Below are 18624 nucleotides of genomic sequence, written 5' to 3'. Positions count from 1 at the left end.
GGAATTTAATTATTTTTCTCCTCCTCCACTTTTTTCTACATCCGTTTTGGTATTTCCTTTTACTTTTTGGTTTCCGAAACGTTTTACAAAGGTAAGAGCAAACCCGTACCAATCTGATCTGGTTGAATTTCTGAAAGTTCCTTCAGGACTAAATGTTGTTGAATCAAAATTAGGTCTCTTGAAAATATTCATCAACTGCAAACTGGCTTCCATCTGTGTTTTTGGGAATATTTTAGTCACAGAAATATTATGAAAAACATTGGTTTTATTCGCATAAGAATTACCATTACTCTGATTGGAAACTTCAACCCAAGCGCTTACATTAATATTTTTATTAAAAAGATTAGAATAAGAAAGATTGGTAGAACCTCCCCAATAACTGATATGATCTTTAGCTTTCAGTTCGTTTTTCTGGTTAAAATCACTGTTGTCAATATAATTCCATCCAAAACTAAGGTTTACACTCAGCTTATTTTTCAGAAATGTTTGGTTTGTACTAGCAAAAAGATTGTATCGTTCAATTTTACCGGTAAAATTGTTGGGATATGCAATCGTTTTATCATTTTCAACCATATATGAAGTCCAATAATCTTGGTCTGTAAACATATATCTTGCTGTAAGGAAATATTTTTTTGAAATTCCAAATTTCATTACAATTCTGTCATTAGGATTAGGATTCAAATCCATATTTCCTCTATTATACATTCCGTTATTATTAGGTAACAAAAACGGATTAAACTCGGAATACCAAGGTCTCCAGATATTTCGGCTATACGTTAAACTCAAATCATACTTATCTGAAAAAGAATACTTCAACAATAAGTTGGGAAGAAAAGTACCATAAGAATCTCTTCTCGATGTACCTGCAACATCTTCACGCATTTTATAATCAATATACTCGTAACGAAGACCTACTCTTGTTTCTAATTTTCCGAAAAGGGTTTGGCTATAATTAAAATAAAGAGAGTTGATATTATCTTCATAACGGAATTGATCATTTGTTCTTAATCCACTCAAATTATTTCCTGATAAATTGTACGGAATAATATTGTTATTAAAATCAATTTTTCCACCTACTTCCAATTTTGCATCTGATTTACCCAAAGGTTGCGTATAATCTATTTTGAGATAATAATTTCTTGCTTCTCTGTCAGAAAGAATATCAAGCTCATCCGAAACAGATGATAAACTGCTGGTTCTAAAAAAATTATTAGTAATTGACTGAGAATTGTAATTGCTCCCTAAATTGATATCTAATATTTTATTTGTCTCCTTATCGTAATACTTATAAAAAAGATTGGTTCCTAAAGATCGGTTAAGACCATTTTGATTCAGACTTTGTAGATATGACTCCTGAAAAGTATCGTTTGCAAAAATATTTCCATCTACGTTAGAAGAAGTATTGTTTCTACCCTGATAATATTCTAGGATGAGCCCAATATTGTTTTTATCATTCAGCTCAAACTCCGAAGTTGACGAAAAAGAAGGGCTTTTTGATTTATAAACATTTTCACCCTCAATTTGAGTTACTTTATTATTTTCATACAACGTGTTGAGAATAGAATTTTTTTGAATAAAAATATTGTCATTATAACTTCCTATAAAGGTTTGAGTAAAATTCTTTCTATGATAATTCAGGTTAAAATTGGCGTACTGAGAGTTCTTAGTATTTTGTCTGTTGTTTAGAGTAACACTTCCTTTTATACCTTCATCATCTCTTTTCTTTAATACGATATTAATGACGGAACCTGCACTTTCATAACGGGCAGACGGGCTTGTAATCACTTCTATTTTCAAAAGATTATCAGCCGGAATCGTTGCAAGATAATCTTTTAGTTCTTTACCTGTAAAAACAGATTTTCTGTCGTTGATATAAACTGTAACTGACTCACCTTCTGCTTTTATGGCATCGTTATTATCAATACTTACCAAAGGTGTCATCCTCAAAACGTCCCATGTTGTATTACCTGCTACAATAGAGCTGTTTGCAACATTAAAAACAGTTCTATCAACTTTGGACTCAACTGTCGGTTTTCTGGCTGTTATGGTAACTGCTTCTATATCTTTTGTGGTACTTTGTTTAATAGTATCTTGCTTTGCCTGTGCAAAAATTATAGTTCCTATTAATACAGCAATTGGTGCCAATGCTTTCTTCATGTAAATTTGAATTTCACAGATAAGACAACTATAACACAATAAACGTTACACCAATTAGTGAAAAAATATATTTTTATTTCAAACGCAATGATTTACAGTATTAAAAATAATCAAACTTCTATAATCAGTTCTTTTTTATAGCCATTATATTTTTCATCAATATATCCATGAGGATTACAAATTATCTCCGTTTTTCCTATTTTATAACGAGAAGGCATATGAATATGCCCATGAATCCAAAACATAGGCTGAAGTTCCAAAATAAAATCTTCCAGATTTGAAGCGTAAGCAGAAGTTAAAGGATCACTTATGAAGTTCTGAGGAACAGACAGAATACTTGGAGCATGATGTGTTACCACAATATTTTTGAGTTTTTTTGAACTTTCAAGACTTTCTTTTAGCCATAATCTAGAAAACTGATGAATTTTAAAGGTGTCAACAGTTCTCAATTTAGAATAAGACGGATCTCGTGTAATTTTTTTATAATCATTCATTTTGGGTTGGCAAAGCATCCCATATTCTATCGGATTTCCAAAAATTGAAAAATCAGTCCACAAAGTTGCTCCATGAAAACGCACTTCATCAATATCTACAAAAGAATTTTCAAGTACGTATACATTTGAATTTTTTGCTGTTTCTTTTATTTTATTCAATGTTTTAGGATAGGATCCTTTATAATATTCATGATTTCCAAGAATATAAATTACAGGTTTATCAGTAATTTTAGTTTTAATCCATTCAATCCCCTTCACACCCAAATTTATATCTCCTGCTAAAACAATAATATCCGCCTTTTCAAAAGATAAGTCGGTGTAACCAAACTCCTGATGCAAATCACTAATAATTTGTATTTTCATATTCGAAAAGTAATCAAATAATATATAATACAAAAAAACAGTGAAAAATTTCACTGTTCTATTTTTTATTTCTGTTTTTAAGGTCATTAGTCAGAGATTCGTCTTTCTTGATTTCTTTAAGCTTTTGATTTCCAAAAGTCCAATACAACCCTAATTTAATACCTCTCGTATCAGAGTATGATGAATTTTTATAAACTATAGGATATATTGCTTCATCATAATTTTTCTGACCTCTTAATAAATCCGACACAATAACATAAGTTGTAAGATTAAGGTGAGGTATTTTCTTTTGAATAGTTATGCTCAAATTATTTGTAGCTCCGTGCTTGAAAAAACCATCATAAAAATCTGTTGAAAATGAATAAGAAGCCTCAGCAGCATACCCATTTTTTAGCACAATCCCTAAAACAGTTCTATTATTAACAGCAAGGCTTGTTCTTCCTTTTTCAAAACCTTCATATTCTATGATAGGAAGATAATTTATATTGAAATAATTCTTAATAATATATTTATCTTTAAATACCTTATTCAACGCCAAACTTGCATACAAGGTCATCAATCTGAAATTATTATATTCCTGAACAAGATAATCTCCCCTTTTGACAATCAAAGTACTGATATAATTCGGAGAATAATTCATCCCAACTGATAACATTTGAGTTTTATAATAAAATGAAAGGTCAACTTCATGCTCAATCTGTGGTCTCAAATTAATATTCCCAGAGGTATACAACATACTGTCATCACTATTCTTTCTTCTTAGCTGATTCAATAAAAAATAATCAGGTCTTATTAATGCCTTTTTATAGCTTGATTCGATCTGAAAATCATCTGAAAAATTATGCTGAACCAAAACATTGGGATAAAAACCATCAATTTTGAATGAGTTTGATTTCAGATTATTATCAAAAAAATTGGTAATATTACTTTCGTACCTCATCCCAAGTCTCACATAAGTCTTTCCAAATTCTTTTTGCCCCTCCAAAAATAAAGCATATTGCTCTTCACTATAATTCTGAATACTTTCCTGTGAAACAAGATTGTTAACTGTGATATTAATCGGGTTATTAACATCACTGTAAGAAATTCTTCCCCCTGCAGACCAAATACCTAATTTTTTGGTTTGAATCGTATAATTCAGGTTTCCGATATACATATTTATGCTTCTGGAAGAGACATCATCTATCTGATTTCCGTCAATAAATTCAGGAGCCTGATAATAATAATTTTTAAAACTATTATTTGTTTTTTTATTGGTGTTTAGGTATTCTATCTGAACATTCAGTTTTTGAGTAGCCGAATCATTTTCAAATTTATAATTCAATTGAAGGTTGGTACTCTTACCAACATCCTTAAACGCTGAATTGTATTTAAAAATAGAATCTTTTCTTGAAATTCTTTCTAAAATCGGCAACCCATTATCTGCATATAATTTACTTTGTGTATTAGCCGGGTTATATTCTGCATAAAGACTCAGTTTATTTTTCTTATTGGCATAATAATTTACCAGAAAAGAATAAATATTGCTTGACCTTTTGATGTCCTGCTCCTGAGTAATATCCCAGATATTCGTTCTAAACTCTCGTTGAGAATTTACTTCCGTAAGAATATTTGTATGTGAACCGCTTAATAGCGTGTTAATTTCAAATTTTTTGGATTTGTAGTTCAGGTTTAAATTCTGAGACATATTCATTTTCTTAGTAAATCCAAGAACAGAACCTATACTCAATTTAAGCCCTTCAATACTACTGTTGATTAAATTAATTTTAATAATTGCCTGTTCATCGGCAGAATAAGAAGAATCCGGAGTACCAATTACCTCAATATTTTTGATAAGTTTACTTGGTATAGATTCTAAATAATTTTTAAGTTCTAATCCGGAAAGTCGTAACTTTCTGTCATTAATATATACAGTGGTATATTTTTGTTTAATTTTTATGGTCCCTTCTTCAGAAGCATCTGCATAGCCTGAGTTTTTAATAAACTCCCAAGTATTATTTGCCTCACCTGTGGCTGTGGAAGATGGCGAAACAATTATTTTTCCATTTTTAAATTTTACAGCAGAACGAGTGATTTTTACTTCTTCTATTTTCTTTTCATTCTTTATTGTGTCCTTTTGTTGAGCAGAGGTTAATATTACTATCGAAGAAGATAGTAATATTAAAACTCTACTTAATTTATTCTGAATGTGATTCATGATGTTACTGCAACTGTTTTTTTAGATTCTTCTAAGTTTAAAAATGCACTTAGGTTCAAAAGAATCATTAATGCTCCAAAGAAATAAAGGTTCATGGCAATGATAATTCCCGCATGTAATGCAACTACCATCCAAATAAAGTATTTTCTAGTGCTGTTTTTCCACATAAAATACGGATACAATAATTCTACTGCTATCGTCGAAATCCCTATAAATATTGGTATGATTGGAAAGTTTAGAAATATTTCATAGCTAGAATTATCTAAAATATAAGACTGAAATCCTGGTAAATGCAAAGCCTTCCAAATAGATTCTCCGTTCCACCAATTAATTCCAAAAGCCTTGTCTAAGCCTGAAGTAAAATAAACAATACTTAAATGTATTCTTAACAAGTTTCTAAAAGGTGTTGGGTTGACTTCTTTAAACTTAAAAATTTTATTATCCACAGAATAAAAACGTCCCAACGGAAATACCACACAATAAAACATTGCAATAGATTTAAAGAAATCAATACCATACATAAAAGTACTTGATGACTGGAATACCAGAATGTGCAATATCAGTATTATAAGTGCCGACAATCGGCTCATAAAACCTATAGTAAGAGAAATACAGGCAATGATATAAAGAACTATATACCCGATCACAACTGTAGCTTCCGATACATTAATGAGACCAAAAAGTTTCATCACAAAATGTAAAGATGGCATTCTATCCGAGCCAAGAAACTCAATAATTTCTAAAGGAATTAAGCCATTATTGGTAAACAGAAGGTCAAAATCTGTAATAATAGAAAGAAGGTGTACCAAAAAGAATAATCCCATGGAGATTCTGAAAAAGGCAAAGAACAATTTGTCTTCCTGTTTGTATTCATTAAAGAACTGATAAAATTCGTAAGGAAGAGATCTAGTTTTTCTTAAGAGGTTTTGCATCGATGTCAAGTAATTTAATTAGTACTGGTTTATTTTTATTAGCCGTTTTGATTTCCTCCATTAAAGGATGGTGATGAAGATAAAGCGTACAAGAAACATTGTAGTTTTCAGGATTGTATTCTTTGTAATAGTATCTTCCTATGCTTTTTATGAAAATATCTAAAAACTCACCATATTTATCAGATTCATTGAATTGAGTAGATTTTTTCTTTTGTAATTTATTTTCCAAAATCGTCAACCTATCCTGAAAATATCCTAATAAAGTATGATACCTGTTTAAGCCTTCTTTAGATTTGAACGGTGGAAAATAAGATTCTTTTACCAAATTTTTATTTTTGTCATAAATAGAAACCTTTAGTATATAAGAACTTGCCACATTGGGTGCAAAAAACCCATATCCTGCATTAATTCCTGCAAAAGCCTGATATTGCTGAATACCGGGTATAGAATTAAATTCTCTAATACTTTCCTTTGTATTCTTCAAAGAATTGGTAAAACCATTTTCTACATAAGAAGTAGATTTTTCATAAGAATCTATCGTACTTGCTGTACATACTATTAGTATCAATAAGATATGTATCATGCTAAATACAAAAAAGAGTTTTGGGTATTTCATAGTAATTAGATTAAAAAATTAATAATTAAATATTACAAACATCATTATCACAGTGAAGTGGTATTATTTTCCTGTTTACTGCTAACTGTATATAAATTATTTGTCCGATTTTTGTAATCTGCATAAGCCAAAGAACAGGAAAAAATAGCCATAGCAAAGGAAGTCTCATCAAAATCCTAAATATAGATTGATATCCATAAGACCAAGAATTTATATAAGATGCCATTTCTTTTTCTGCACGCAGATAATCAATTCCGTTCATAGATTGCCCTCTTTCCCTAAGAGAACGAAAATCAGTAAGATTCAACCAATCTATTTTTTTTACTGTTTTCATGAATTTTGTGCATCTAGGGCACCAACTGTCATAATAAACTATTACTTTTCTCATAATCTAATTTTTAGGAAGATTTTTCTTTAAAAAAGCCTTTACCTTACCACTATTATTCAATATTTTGATTCTGAATTCTCTTTCCTCATCAGAATTATTCATTACATAAAACTCATTTCCAAAATTTATTGTTGTTTTTACAGAGTCATTCTTGGGTAAAACTTTCATCATATTATTACCATTAATATATTTCATATCAGAATTTTGAGAAGAATTGTATAAAACCACTTCTAAATTTTCTTTTGAAGAGTTTTTTAGCTGAAGATTCTGATATGCAGGGATCATCCAGTGATTTCTATATATATGCCTTCCTTTTCTAATCTGAAAAGAATAAAGAAAAAAGATTATGCATATCATTGATAATAAGTAAGAATAAAGGCTTTTCATAAGTTAATTATTTATAAGTTGAAACAATTCTATTTAGGTCCAATTCCGGACTTTCAATAGCAGATACAATCTTTGTCTCGAAAATACTTACAGCATCTCTTTTTACACAATCATCAACCGAACACTCCTTTTTAAAACTTTTATTAGTAATAACTGTACTTTTTATAAAAGCTCCCACTTCTTGTTCTAATGAATTCATTTTACTGATTGTATCATATTTTACAACCTCTTGATCATTACCAGATTTATTGAAAGACAATAAAGAAATAGTTGTTAATAAAGCTATTGGTAGAATTAAAATAGATTTTTTCATATGGTTTAAAGTTTTTAAAAACACATTCAGTTGATTAAATTCAACTGAATGTGTGAATTGAAATAGTATATTATTTGTAGTTTTCTAGAACTTTTCCGAAAGTAAGAACAGGTTCAAGAGTTGTAGCAACTTTCGTTTCAACTACGTTTGTTTGATCTACTGTTGATTTGTCAAACACATTTTTTTTAGTTTTAGATGTAACAACACTACTTGCTGCTGTATCACCAATTATCTGAATAGATGATACTTGGTTCATCTCTCCATTTCCATAGTTTAATGAGTTTCCTTCTGACGTCCAAGAAGAAAGTGCAAGTGGTACAATTGCCAAACCTGCGAATAATAGTTTTTTGTAATTTTTCATAATAAAAAATGTTTAAATAGGTTATTGATAATCTTTTACGATTTTATCGAATGATAGTTCTGTTTCGATTGATGTACTGATAGCCTTTTCGCTTACTACACTTACAGTTTCTACCGTTTCCTTAGAAAGCACCTTTTTCTTTGTATTCACTGTTACAGAGCTACTTACTGCTGTACCTCCGATTACTTCGATAGAAGAGATTTGGTTTACATCTCCATTTTCAAAGTTTAATGAGTTTGCTTCTGATGTCCATGAAGACAATGCCAATGGAACAATTGCAAGTCCCGCGATTAATAGTTTTTTGTAATTTTTCATAATAAAAAATGTTTAAATAGGTTATTGATAATCTTTTACAATTTTGTCAAATGATAGTTCTGTTTCGATAGAACCTGTAGCTACTGACTTTTCAGCTACACTTACACTCTCTACGGTTTCTTTAGAAAATACTTTACTCTTTGTTTTCACTGTTACAGAGCTACTTACTGCTGTACCTCCGATTACTTCGATAGAAGAGATTTGGTTTACATCTCCATTTTCAAAGTTTAATGAGTTTGCTTCTGATGTCCATGAAGACAATGCCAATGGAACAATTGCAAGTCCCGCGATTAATAGTTTTTTGTAATTTTTCATAATAAAAAATGTTTAAATAGGTTATTGATAATCTTTTACGATTTTGTCAAATGATAATTCTGTTTCGATAGAACCTGTAGCTACTGATTTCTCAGCTACACTTACAGTTTCAACAGTTTCTTTAGAGATAATTTTCTTCTTTGTTTTCACTGTTACAGAGCTACTTACTGCTGTACCTCCGATTACTTCGATAGAAGAGATTTGGTTTACATCTCCATTTTCAAAGTTTAATGAGTTTGCTTCTGATGTCCAAGAAGACAATGCCAAAGGAACGATTGCCATTCCCGCGAATAATAATTTTTTGTAGTTTTTCATAATAAAAAAATTTAAAAGGTTATTGTTATTTGTAATTGTTAATGATTGAATTAATGGTAGGAGTTGTAGGGGTAGATGTGTCTATATCTTTAGTTGTTCCTATAACTTTTCTGTTATTGCTTCAACATTTACCAGTTTTTTTGAATGATTCTGAGGGCCTATTGTCTTTGTAACAACATAAGTTCCAATAGCATCATTAAAAAAATCGCCGTCTGAATTTAGAACTATAAAATTAATCTCCTTATCACTTGTTGAGCCCCAAGAAGATAAAAGCAAAGGAATAAAACCCAATCCAGCCAATAATAATTTCTTATAACTTTTCATATTCAGAAATTTCAATTACTATTGATGATTTTTTATAATATCATCTAAAGATAATGTTGAACTTGGCTCAAGAATAACTGAAGTAACAACTATTTTCTTTTGATAAGGTCCGAGGTCAATACGATCTACCATAACTGAAAGTTCTGTTTTAGACTGTATTACAACATCATTTGTAAAGTCTAGTTGACCAATTACACCATTAGAAGGAAGTTGAAATTGCTCTTCAGCATTCTTCAAATGAGGTTCGTTGCCTGTGGAGCTCCAAGAGGATAAAGCTAAGGGTACGATAGCTAACCCTGCAAAAAGCAATTTTTTGTAGTTTTTCATGTTAAAAAATTTTGGATTATTAATTTTTAGGAAAAATTTTCCCTTGCCTTTCTCAGATTGAGAAAAGATTTAGTTTATATAAAATGGTTATTAGTTTTAAATAAAGACTACTTTACCTCCAATGAGAATAAAAGCTCTTTTAGAATTGATATTGTTATCTTTTTCAAGCGCAGCAAGATAAATTCCATCTTGATATTGAGCCGAAAATGACAACTTATTATTCACTACAGATTTTGTTTCTTGTTTTTCCCAACTGCTATCTGTAAGTTTATAAAGTGTATAAGATACACCATCTTCTAGCTTAGTATCTATAGCTTTATTTACCAGTGGCTGAATATTTGGGGAGTTTCTATTATTGATAGCTAAATTCCTCAACTTTGTCGTTACAGATTCTGTTTGGCTGATATCTATTTTAGACCTTTTAGACTTATCAAAAAATAATAGTTTTCCCTCTTTGTTCACATAAAACAAAGACTTTTTGGAATTATTGTCGTCTTCTGTGTGTACAAGATATAAAGCACCCACACCTACTTTATCGAAAACCATTTGCTTGTTTTTCGGACTAATTGCCGCTATTGGAAGCCATCTGTTGAAACTGAACACGGAAAGTAATGCAACTTCAGTTTTATCATTATAAAATCCGTTTACATTATATTTTATGGTTTTTGTATACTTATCTGTCACATCAATATCAGAATAAGTAGAAGTGAAGCCCATTTTGCTTAATCTGCTGTAATATTTCAAATAAACAGATGTCGTGTCAGGAATAAAACCTCTCCTATAGACCTTAGAGATGGTATAAGAGTTATTAATTGTATCTTTTAAACTATTAATAATTTTTTTGGGATTAAATACTCCTACATTATCAACTCCACCTGCAAAAGGATAAGATTTTTTCTGATCTATTACTAAAGCATTCCAAGCTTTTCCTCCGTCTGCATTTCCCCAAACAGGAGCATAATCTATAGTAACGGGTATTCCGTTGGCTCTATTGATATAACTTGCCAAGTTTACTAAGGCAATATCCGAACCTTTTTTCTCTTGAAGTAAATTGTTGAACGACCAGTAATCTTCCTGCGGATAAGGATCTGAATAAGGTATTTTTAAACTCTTAATTTGATTATTCAAATAATTGGTAGATTCTATTACAGCTTTTTCAGAATTTAAAGTATAATTTTTAGGAAGCTCATAATTTTTAAGAACCTTTTTTCTCCAATTAAAATCATTAGAATAATTTACTTTATAAGGAAGAACAAAATTGATAAAACTATAATCCGAAATGGCATTAGAGGTGATTAATTCTTTAGATTTATTATAAGACAGCTCAATATTTTCTTTGATATCCTCATCTTTAATAAATTTTGAATCTTGCTCCTGAGCCCCAGCTGCACTGATATGAAAATTTAGAATTGCATTTTTCTTGATAAATTCAAAAGCGCTTTTATAATTAATACTTTTATCTTTATTTAGAATTCCATATACATTACTATTATCAGAACAAGACATTACTAATGCAGAAACTCCTAATGCGCTAATCCAGTTCTTTTTTTCAAATATTAATGATTTTATGATTTTCATCGATTATTTATTTTGGTTGGTTAGTTTTTCTTTTACAATATTAACTACTTCAAAAAACAAAAACACTACACTATAGTTTAGTTTAATACTACACTAAAGGGTAGTTTTAAGCAATTTGCTGAAGAATTATCTCTCTATAAAATGAATTTTTGTTGCCTTTATGTAAAAGGTTTCTGTTTTTCTCTAAAAAAGCATAAAGTCCTTTATATGTAAGCAATACAGGAATTGTCTCCGAGCCAAGATATTCAATAGAATCAGCTAATACAATACTCTCAATACCCAATAAATTTAATGTTTTTAAAAGCTTAGCATCACATTCTGCCAATACTACAGAGTTTTTCTTTTTACAAACCTCATTAATAGCCGAAGCCATCAAAGTTTTAAAAGTTTTGAACCCTGATTTATCCGCATTTTTTTTAACGGCAAACCTTCCTATATGCCAGATATTTACGTTTGGATCCGGAATAATTTGATTAGGATCAATATTAAAAATCTTCTGAATAGGAAGAACATCTACCCTATTCCAGTTTAATACCCTAATTGACCCTGTAATATCATTACTTGTAGTACTTTTAGAAAAGAAAACGATAGATCCGTTTAGTAAAGATTCTTCCTTATAAACCGAAATTACATCATTTGTCAAATTCTCAAAAGAATCACAATTATGATGAATAAAATTTTCCTCTACAACAAACTTAGCTAGATTATATAAACTGATATTGCTAAATGAATAATTTTGTAATTTTCCCATGGTGTTGATTAATTTTTACTAAAATTATTAATGCTCACCTTGTTTTTTGCTACACTTTTGTGTAGATTTGTTAAATAGTGATGTGAAACTACTCTTTTGTGTAGTAAAATATTTGTTAATTATGGATGAAATAAAAAAATTTTTCTCGGAGAAAAATGAGGTTAATGGTATATCAGATTTTGAAATTAAACAAACAGGAGATTATCTGGAAATAGTAAAAGCCTTTGCCAGAATTACTTATCAAAGTTTATATATCATAGATTACGAGAAAAAATCATTTGAATATGTTTCCGAAAACCCTCTCTTTCTTTGCGGATTATCGCCTGAAGAAGTCAGAGATTTAGGATATGCTTTTTATTTTAGAAATGTACTCAATGAAGATCAGGAACTTCTTCTTAAAATCAATGAGGTGGGATTTGAGTTCTATGACAAATTACCTTTCGAAGAAAGAAAAATGTATACTATTTCTTACGATTTTCACATAGTGAATGATAAAAAAAATGTAATCCTTATCAACCATAAGCTTACTCCGATGTTCCTTACTCAGAACGGAAAAATCTGGAAAGCAATGTGCATCGTATCACTTTCATCTACAAACTCAGCAGGAAATATTTCTATAACAAAAGAAAACTCTGATATTATCTGGAAATATAATCTTGACGAAAACAGATGGATAAAAGAAGAAAAGAAAAAGCTTTCTCAAAGGGAACTTGAAATTATAAGTCTCTACGCCAGCGGATTAACAATTAATGAAATTGCATCTAAAATTTTCGTATCTGCTGATACTGTAAAATTTCATAGAAGAAAGCTTTTTGAAAAAATAGGGGTAAACAACATTACCGAAGCATTAGCGTATGCAAAAAATAATAAACTTTTATAAAGTTACATTATAGAGCTAAAGTAAAACTCAGGAAATCTTTTATACCCTTTTTCAGTTGCTATATTAAACATAATATTTGCACACATAGCTCCTACAATCCAAGAGCCAATTGATAACTGAGGAGGAGGTAAAACCTCTTCTTCAGCCTTATAAGACTTTATAATTTCTTCCAGCCAAACATTGCGTTTCTCCCAAAACCTTAAATAACCTGTGACATACTCCACCATTTTCAGTTCATTAAATTTTTCATCATTCGAGATGCTATTCAAAGAAGGACCTGTAGGAGAAATCACTGCAACAAGACCGGCCCAACCAAGATTATAAGGATGCACAACAGGAATATTACTTTTTCTGCATAATTCATCAAAATAAAGAGGAATATTGCTTGTAAAATCTAATGCATTAACGGCTATTTCATGTCCCTCAATTATTTTTTCAATATTTTCAAATGTGATAAAGTCTTGAATATACTTGATATCAGCATTTGGATTAATTGATTTTAACCTTTCATACAAGGCTTTTGACTTATACTCAGAAATATCTTTTTCGGTATAATTTTGCCTGTTAAGGTTTGATAATTCGACAGTATCACCATCTACAATTGTAATATTCTCAAAACCTATACGCAAAGCACATTCAGCAATATTACTTCCTATTCCGCTTCCTGCGAAGAGAATTGGAACAGATTTAATAGCTTCTTGTTCTTCTTCATTAATGTAAAGTCGATTTCTGGAATATCTCTCTTCCATAATTTAAATTTTAATTTCCTTCAAAATTATCTCTTTTCGCAAACTATATCGCTACACAACATAGTAGTTTTATAAATTTTAAGATAATAAAATTACTCCTCGATCTGCCTTACAATCCAGTTCAGCCACCCCAAAACTGTTGAAGATCTTCTTCTGTAGGTAGATTCAGAATTTACATTGTATAGATTTGATTTCATCATTACTTCTACTACATCATCTTTTGTAGGAATTTGCTTATTTTCAAGTGCTAATTTTAAAGTCTGCTTAAAAACAGAATGTGCAATTATAAGCTTAATGAATTCTTTTTGCCTATCAAAAATGTTAAGGTTAAAAAGACGTTTGCCCGTAGAGGTCAAATAACAGCCAATTTGTCCAGTCAAAATATCTTTTCCTATCTCTAAAATCCCCAAATATTTTCCGGCATTGGAGTAGTAATCCGTTTGTCGGGCATCAAAATCATAATTTCTTGTGATATCTTCTTTAGATATAAATTCTTTCTCAAAAAGTAACTCTCCTAAATTAACCACCCTTTCAAAACTATCAGCCTGAGGAAACGGAATTTCAGGCTCTTTTACGATTTCTGTTTTATCAATGAGTTCTTGCAGAACATTAAACGTTAAACTTCCTTCATGTACAGTATATTTTTTATGCTGAACCAGCACCAAAGAATTATATTTCTGGACTTCTGTAAATTCATATTCTCTTAAATGAAAAATACCATTAGAATAGGTAAGAAAAATCGGTCTCACATGCTTTTTTACCCTTTCATTCCATAATCTGTAAGGATAATACAACTGCCTTACAAGAAAATCTTTCGAAATATAATTTTTAGCTTCAATAATACTTAAAGAAAGTTCCCCTTCGTATCCTCCATCAATTTCAACCTGCGAATTTTCAACATTTACTTTAAAAAGTCCGTTTGAAGAATTGATATCAAAGTCAAAAACAGAAGATCCCATTCTTCCGCTTACAGTGGGAAACAATGCTTTTTCTCCTACAAAATCCTGCAAAATATTAGATACAAAAGCACAATTAATTGCCGCTGCTTCACTCGTAATATTTTTAAAATCCAGACTCTCTAAAAAAGCAGGAAAATTAATTTTTGAAACAGAAGTATCATCATCATTAAACTCATGGAAAGTTTTGAAAGCGCCAATTACATATCCGCCTCTGGAAGTGGGTAAAATAGACAAATCATGTTCATGAAAAAGCTTTGGAAGCTGAGATTTGTGATCAAATTTTGTCATCAATCTTGCCTCTCTAAACTCGTTGATTTCCGTTGCTGTTATATTAAAATGTCCTTCATCTGAAATCTTTTCGAGAATTTTATATTTATTAAAAATTTTCTCCCAAGAATCGTTGAGTTTCGAGGTTTTATCCATCATTCTAATTGATTTTTCATGAAATTATCTAATGACAAAATTAAAAAAAGCACTGAGAAATTCTCAATGCTTTAGTGCTGATATTTATTTAACTACTTTTTACCGGAAATTCTTTTAATCAGTTTATACAATTCAAACCAGAGAACAGAAACTGCTGCTGTAAGTAAAGCCCATCCCAACTCATTTGCATTAAGACTTGTTACTTTAAAAAACACAGAAACCGGCTTTATATAAAGTATTACAAATAATAATACAATAACTGATATGGAAATGAACGCTAATAAAACATTACGATTTTTGAAACTCTCAAATACACTGTAATAGAAGGAACGATTGACTAAACTTAGTAATATATTCGCGAAAATAAGGGTACTGAAAACCATTGCCCTTGTTTTTTCTTCATTCCCTCCGTTTTGAACAGAAAACTGATATATAAATAGTATTCCGAGAGTGATTACCAATCCCTGAATAATACTTATGGTGAGTTCTCGCCAATTCAAAAAAGTTTCACTCATTATTCGTGGAGGTCTTTTCATTGTATTTTTTTCCATTGGTTCATTTTCGTAAACGATAGAGCATGTAGGTCCCATTACAATTTCTAAGAAAATAACATGGATTGGTGTAAATATTTGCGGAAATGCCCAACCCAAAAACAGAGGCAAAGAAACCGTCAAAATAATAGGAATATGAATGGAAATAATATACTGTACTGCTTTTTTAATATTAGAATAAATTCTTCTTCCCGCAGCTATCCCAACAACCAGTTTTTCAAGATTGTCATCTGTAATAACCAATGCCGCCGCCGATTTTGCAATTTCTGTACCTTTACTTCCCATCGCCACTCCAATATGAGCCGCTTTTAGAGCAGGTCCGTCATTTACTCCGTCTCCTAGCATAGCCACAACCTCGTTTTGTTTTTTTAAAGCGTTCACAATTTTAAGCTTTGTATCAGGGAACATTCTTGTAAATAACGTAGTATTTCTTGCAATTTGAGCAATTTCTTCATCAGAATTTTCTATAATTTCACTTCCTGCAACTGCCTTTGCATTATTTTGAATACCAGACTGCAACGCGATTGCTTTTGTAGTATCTGCATTGTCTCCTGTAATGACTTTTACTTTAATTCCTGCATCATAAATCTGCTGAAATACTTTTTGTATTTCTTTTTTAGGCGGGTCATAAAAAACTGTCAATCCTAAAAATTCAAACACAAAATCCTGTTGTTTTTCAGGGAAATTATATCCTTCAAAATGAGATTTAGCTACTCCAAGTACACGATATCCCTGTTCTCCGAACTTTGTTATTTCTTTTCTTACTCTATCTTTCTCAGCCTCTGAAAGATTTGAAACAGCAAGAATTACTTCAGGAGCTCCTTTTGCTGCGATGATTCTCGATTTTTCTGAATTTTCAAAAAGATGAGTCATCATCGGTGGTTTACCTTCAAGCGGATATTCATGAAATAAATGATAGTCTTTTCTTACATCATTGGACTGAGTTTGTTCATAAGTTTCATGTAAAGTTATTTCCATCGGGTCAAAAGGTACCGGCTCACTACTCCACATCGCATAAGTTATAAGCTCATTTAGCTCTCCTGCTCCAAATTCTTTTTCATCATAAGTTTTCCCAGATTTATAATCGTACAGATGTTTCAGATGCATCATGTTTTCGGTAATTGTACCCGTTTTATCCGTACAGATAACTGTAACACTTCCCAAAGTTTCTACAATACTGCTTCGTTTGATAATAATACCTTTTTGCATCAATTTCCAAGCTCCGATGGTCATAAAAGTAGTAAAAGCAACAGGAATTTCCTCAGGAATAACCGACATAGCCAAGGTAAGTCCGTTCAATAAACTCTCAACAAAGTTTCCTGTTTTAATAAAGCTAAAAATACAAACAGCGAGGAAAATACCCAATCCTATTATAGCCATTCCTTTTACAAATCTTCTGATTTGAAGTTGTAATGGAGAAATTTCTTCTTTTATATCTATGATAGATTTCCCTATTTTTCCGACACGTGTTTCTTTGCCTATTTTTTCAACTTTAAAAACAGCTGACCCTGAAACCGTAATCGTTCCGCTATACACAAGATTATCTTCTGAATCATCATCTTTGAAAACAGAATAACTCTCTCCCGTCAATGAGGATTCATTAACAGAAAAATCATTACTGTATACAATCTTCCCATCAGCGTTAATAAACTTTCCTTCTTCCGTAATACACAAATCTCCTACTACAATCTCATGAGTAGGAATTTCTATTATTTTTGAATTTCTTATTACTTTACTTAAAGGCTCATTAAGTTTTTCAAGTTCTTCTAATGCATTTTTGCTTCGGTTATCCTGATAAAAAGAAATAGCTGTAACCGCAACAATAGCGGCAAACATAAAGATAGCCTCCGCATAATCTCCCACAATTACGTAAATCAACGAAACGCACATCAGCAGAATCAGCATCGGTTCCTTTAAAATATTAATGAGAATATCTACCCATGTGTCTTTATGTAAAGCTTCTAATTGATTGAGTCCGAATTCTTTTCTTGAGGCTTCTACTTCAGTTTCCGAAAGACCTTTTAAATATTCTGGGATATTATAAGACATAAAGAATAAAATAAATAAGATTATTAAATTTAGTGATTATTTTTTCCGAAACCAATAGCCAAAATAAGTTATAATTCAAAATTTGAAATCCATATTTACTCTAAATAAAAAATACTGAATTGAGTTTAAAATTTCATTATCATTAAATAAATTAAAATGCAGTAACTTTGATATTCAGTTATGGAAAATAAAATTTCGCCAAAAGAATTTACAATATCTCAGGAACTTGCTGATAAACTTTCTGAAAACGGTATTATCAAAACCTACAAGGAAGGAGATGTCATCCTTGATGAAAACACTTCTATCCGTTCTATTCCTATTGTTTTGAAAGGAATGCTAAAAGTAATCCGTACCGAAGAAGACGGCAGAGAAATTTTGTTGTACTACATCAAAACAGGAGAAAGCTGCATTATGTCTTTTCTTGGTGGAATACACAACGAAAGAAGCATCGTAAAAGCTGAAGTAGAAGAAGATACAGAAATTCTTTTTTTACCTGTAGACAAGGTTTCTTTATTCATAAAAGAATATCCAGAATGGCTCGATTATATTTTCAGACTTTATCACAAACGATTTGAAGAATTATTAGATATCATCAATGCGATTGCTTTCAAAAAAGTAGATGAGAGATTACTGAATTTACTTCATAAAAAATACGAAATATCAAATTCTAAAACTATTGTCATTACCCATGAGCAACTTGCTAACGAATTAGGAACAGCAAGAGTTGTCGTTTCAAGACTACTTAAACAGCTTGAAGAAAGTGGCAAGGTAAAGCTCGGAAGAAATAAAATAACACTACAAAACTGAGTTGTGTAACAAAAGTAACTGTAGAACAATATAAGTATTTCCATTTTTGCTTTCGGAAATTTATAGAAAGTCA

The 18624-nt window shown here is 30.7% G+C and carries 21 protein-coding genes; 2 read left to right on the top strand and 19 right to left on the bottom strand.

The features are described from left to right. Positions 1-9: 9 nt before the first annotated feature. The 16 genes from OH806_RS10325 to OH806_RS10250 all read right to left on the bottom strand — a co-directional run bounded on the left by OH806_RS10325 (position 10) and on the right by OH806_RS10250 (position 12133). The gene (locus tag OH806_RS10325; protein WP_264743599.1) at positions 10-2157 is read right to left on the bottom strand and encodes an outer membrane beta-barrel protein; all 2148 of its coding nucleotides are present in this window, start codon (positions 2155-2157) and stop codon (positions 10-12) included. 110 nt (positions 2158-2267) lie between these two features. Further along, positions 2268-3014: a metallophosphoesterase gene (locus OH806_RS10320; RefSeq protein ID WP_264743598.1), complete on the bottom strand. Its 747-nt coding sequence runs from the start codon at positions 3012-3014 to the stop codon at positions 2268-2270. 58 nt (positions 3015-3072) lie between these two features. Further along, a complete protein-coding gene (locus OH806_RS10315; RefSeq protein ID WP_264743597.1) occupies positions 3073-5211 on the bottom strand; it encodes an outer membrane beta-barrel family protein in 2139 nt (712 codons plus the stop codon). Beyond that, positions 5208-6143 carry an HTTM domain-containing protein gene (locus OH806_RS10310; RefSeq protein ID WP_264743596.1) on the bottom strand — a complete coding sequence of 312 codons (936 nt, stop codon included), beginning with the start codon at positions 6141-6143 and terminating at the stop codon, positions 5208-5210. The genes OH806_RS10315 and OH806_RS10310 overlap by 4 nt, the downstream gene beginning before the upstream one ends. Further along, positions 6118-6711 (bottom strand): hypothetical protein, encoded by a 594-nt coding sequence (locus OH806_RS10305; protein WP_264743595.1) that lies wholly within the window; start codon positions 6709-6711, stop codon positions 6118-6120. The genes OH806_RS10310 and OH806_RS10305 overlap by 26 nt, the downstream gene beginning before the upstream one ends. A gap of 73 nt (positions 6712-6784) precedes the next feature. Then, complete coding sequence (locus tag OH806_RS10300; RefSeq protein WP_264743594.1) at positions 6785-7147, bottom strand: DUF393 domain-containing protein; 363 nt, start codon at positions 7145-7147, stop codon at positions 6785-6787. 3 nt (positions 7148-7150) lie between these two features. Continuing rightward, positions 7151-7432, bottom strand: coding sequence for a hypothetical protein (locus OH806_RS10295; protein ID WP_264743593.1), 282 nt, complete (start codon positions 7430-7432; stop codon positions 7151-7153). Between the two features lie 109 nt (positions 7433-7541). Next, the gene (locus OH806_RS10290; RefSeq protein ID WP_264743592.1) at positions 7542-7847 is read right to left on the bottom strand and encodes a hypothetical protein; all 306 of its coding nucleotides are present in this window, start codon (positions 7845-7847) and stop codon (positions 7542-7544) included. A 70-nt stretch (positions 7848-7917) separates the two neighbouring features. Then, positions 7918-8208, bottom strand: a complete 291-nt coding sequence (locus OH806_RS10285) for a hypothetical protein (protein WP_264743591.1) — start codon at positions 8206-8208, stop codon at positions 7918-7920. A 21-nt stretch (positions 8209-8229) separates the two neighbouring features. Next, positions 8230-8523, bottom strand: a complete 294-nt coding sequence (locus tag OH806_RS10280; protein WP_264743590.1) for a hypothetical protein — start codon at positions 8521-8523, stop codon at positions 8230-8232. A 21-nt stretch (positions 8524-8544) separates the two neighbouring features. Beyond that, positions 8545-8838 carry a hypothetical protein gene (locus OH806_RS10275; protein ID WP_264743589.1) on the bottom strand — a complete coding sequence of 98 codons (294 nt, stop codon included), beginning with the start codon at positions 8836-8838 and terminating at the stop codon, positions 8545-8547. A gap of 21 nt (positions 8839-8859) precedes the next feature. Then, entirely contained in the window at positions 8860-9153 is a 294-nt protein-coding gene (locus tag OH806_RS10270) for a hypothetical protein (RefSeq protein ID WP_264743588.1), read from the bottom strand. Positions 9154-9252: 99 nt separating this feature from the next. Next, positions 9253-9477, bottom strand: coding sequence for a hypothetical protein (locus tag OH806_RS10265; protein WP_264743587.1), 225 nt, complete (start codon positions 9475-9477; stop codon positions 9253-9255). Between the two features lie 18 nt (positions 9478-9495). Beyond that, a complete protein-coding gene (locus OH806_RS10260) occupies positions 9496-9804 on the bottom strand; it encodes a hypothetical protein (RefSeq protein ID WP_264743586.1) in 309 nt (102 codons plus the stop codon). A 96-nt stretch (positions 9805-9900) separates the two neighbouring features. Next, on the bottom strand, positions 9901-11382 hold the full coding sequence (locus tag OH806_RS10255; protein WP_264743585.1) for a transglutaminase domain-containing protein: 1482 nt from the start codon (positions 11380-11382) through the stop codon (positions 9901-9903). 106 nt (positions 11383-11488) lie between these two features. Further along, the gene (locus OH806_RS10250) at positions 11489-12133 is read right to left on the bottom strand and encodes a hypothetical protein (protein WP_264743584.1); all 645 of its coding nucleotides are present in this window, start codon (positions 12131-12133) and stop codon (positions 11489-11491) included. 121 nt (positions 12134-12254) lie between these two features. Here OH806_RS10250 and OH806_RS10245 point away from each other — a divergent pair, with 121 nt between their 5' ends. Then, entirely contained in the window at positions 12255-13013 is a 759-nt protein-coding gene (locus OH806_RS10245; protein ID WP_264743583.1) for a response regulator transcription factor, read from the top strand. 2 nt (positions 13014-13015) lie between these two features. Here OH806_RS10245 and OH806_RS10240 read toward each other — a convergent pair whose 3' ends face one another. From OH806_RS10240 to OH806_RS10230, 3 genes are all read right to left on the bottom strand, one after another. Then, positions 13016-13762, bottom strand: a complete 747-nt coding sequence (locus OH806_RS10240; protein WP_264743582.1) for a HesA/MoeB/ThiF family protein — start codon at positions 13760-13762, stop codon at positions 13016-13018. A gap of 92 nt (positions 13763-13854) precedes the next feature. Beyond that, positions 13855-15147 (bottom strand): type II restriction enzyme, encoded by a 1293-nt coding sequence (locus OH806_RS10235; RefSeq protein ID WP_264743581.1) that lies wholly within the window; start codon positions 15145-15147, stop codon positions 13855-13857. Between the two features lie 89 nt (positions 15148-15236). Continuing rightward, entirely contained in the window at positions 15237-17744 is a 2508-nt protein-coding gene (locus tag OH806_RS10230; protein WP_264743580.1) for a cation-translocating P-type ATPase, read from the bottom strand. 180 nt (positions 17745-17924) lie between these two features. Between OH806_RS10230 and OH806_RS10225 the strand changes: the two genes are divergently transcribed. Further along, positions 17925-18551 carry a Crp/Fnr family transcriptional regulator gene (locus tag OH806_RS10225; RefSeq protein WP_264743579.1) on the top strand — a complete coding sequence of 209 codons (627 nt, stop codon included), beginning with the start codon at positions 17925-17927 and terminating at the stop codon, positions 18549-18551. Positions 18552-18624: the final 73 nt, after the last annotated feature.

The organism is Chryseobacterium oryctis (assembly GCF_025971925.1).
GTDB lineage: Bacteria > Bacteroidota > Bacteroidia > Flavobacteriales > Weeksellaceae > Chryseobacterium > Chryseobacterium oryctis.
The sequence above is the reverse complement of the archived record's forward strand: the minus strand, read 5'-3'. Positions and strand labels throughout refer to the sequence as shown.

What these genes read in the sequence shown, in the direction of transcription:
- OH806_RS10255 (WP_264743585.1), bottom strand. Translation starts at nt 11,382, where the DNA reads ATGAAAATCATAAAATCATTAATATTTGAAAAAAAGAACTGGATTAGC.
- OH806_RS10275 (WP_264743589.1), bottom strand. Translation starts at nt 8,838, where the DNA reads ATGAAAAATTACAAAAAACTATTAATCGCGGGACTTGCAATTGTTCCA.
- OH806_RS10230 (WP_264743580.1), bottom strand. Translation starts at nt 17,744, where the DNA reads ATGTCTTATAATATCCCAGAATATTTAAAAGGTCTTTCGGAAACTGAA.
- OH806_RS10325 (WP_264743599.1), bottom strand. Translation starts at nt 2,157, where the DNA reads ATGAAGAAAGCATTGGCACCAATTGCTGTATTAATAGGAACTATAATT.
- OH806_RS10265 (WP_264743587.1), bottom strand. Translation starts at nt 9,477, where the DNA reads ATGAAAAGTTATAAGAAATTATTATTGGCTGGATTGGGTTTTATTCCT.
- OH806_RS10250 (WP_264743584.1), bottom strand. Translation starts at nt 12,133, where the DNA reads ATGGGAAAATTACAAAATTATTCATTTAGCAATATCAGTTTATATAAT.
- OH806_RS10300 (WP_264743594.1), bottom strand. Translation starts at nt 7,147, where the DNA reads ATGAGAAAAGTAATAGTTTATTATGACAGTTGGTGCCCTAGATGCACA.
- OH806_RS10320 (WP_264743598.1), bottom strand. Translation starts at nt 3,014, where the DNA reads ATGAAAATACAAATTATTAGTGATTTGCATCAGGAGTTTGGTTACACC.
- OH806_RS10290 (WP_264743592.1), bottom strand. Translation starts at nt 7,847, where the DNA reads ATGAAAAAATCTATTTTAATTCTACCAATAGCTTTATTAACAACTATT.
- OH806_RS10315 (WP_264743597.1), bottom strand. Translation starts at nt 5,211, where the DNA reads ATGAATCACATTCAGAATAAATTAAGTAGAGTTTTAATATTACTATCT.
- OH806_RS10260 (WP_264743586.1), bottom strand. Translation starts at nt 9,804, where the DNA reads ATGAAAAACTACAAAAAATTGCTTTTTGCAGGGTTAGCTATCGTACCC.
- OH806_RS10225 (WP_264743579.1), top strand. Translation starts at nt 17,925, where the DNA reads ATGGAAAATAAAATTTCGCCAAAAGAATTTACAATATCTCAGGAACTT.
- OH806_RS10285 (WP_264743591.1), bottom strand. Translation starts at nt 8,208, where the DNA reads ATGAAAAATTACAAAAAACTATTATTCGCAGGTTTGGCAATTGTACCA.
- OH806_RS10310 (WP_264743596.1), bottom strand. Translation starts at nt 6,143, where the DNA reads ATGCAAAACCTCTTAAGAAAAACTAGATCTCTTCCTTACGAATTTTAT.
- OH806_RS10295 (WP_264743593.1), bottom strand. Translation starts at nt 7,432, where the DNA reads ATGATCCCTGCATATCAGAATCTTCAGCTAAAAAACTCTTCAAAAGAA.
- OH806_RS10235 (WP_264743581.1), bottom strand. Translation starts at nt 15,147, where the DNA reads ATGATGGATAAAACCTCGAAACTCAACGATTCTTGGGAGAAAATTTTT.
- OH806_RS10270 (WP_264743588.1), bottom strand. Translation starts at nt 9,153, where the DNA reads ATGAAAAACTACAAAAAATTATTATTCGCGGGAATGGCAATCGTTCCT.
- OH806_RS10240 (WP_264743582.1), bottom strand. Translation starts at nt 13,762, where the DNA reads ATGGAAGAGAGATATTCCAGAAATCGACTTTACATTAATGAAGAAGAA.
- OH806_RS10245 (WP_264743583.1), top strand. Translation starts at nt 12,255, where the DNA reads ATGGATGAAATAAAAAAATTTTTCTCGGAGAAAAATGAGGTTAATGGT.
- OH806_RS10280 (WP_264743590.1), bottom strand. Translation starts at nt 8,523, where the DNA reads ATGAAAAATTACAAAAAACTATTAATCGCGGGACTTGCAATTGTTCCA.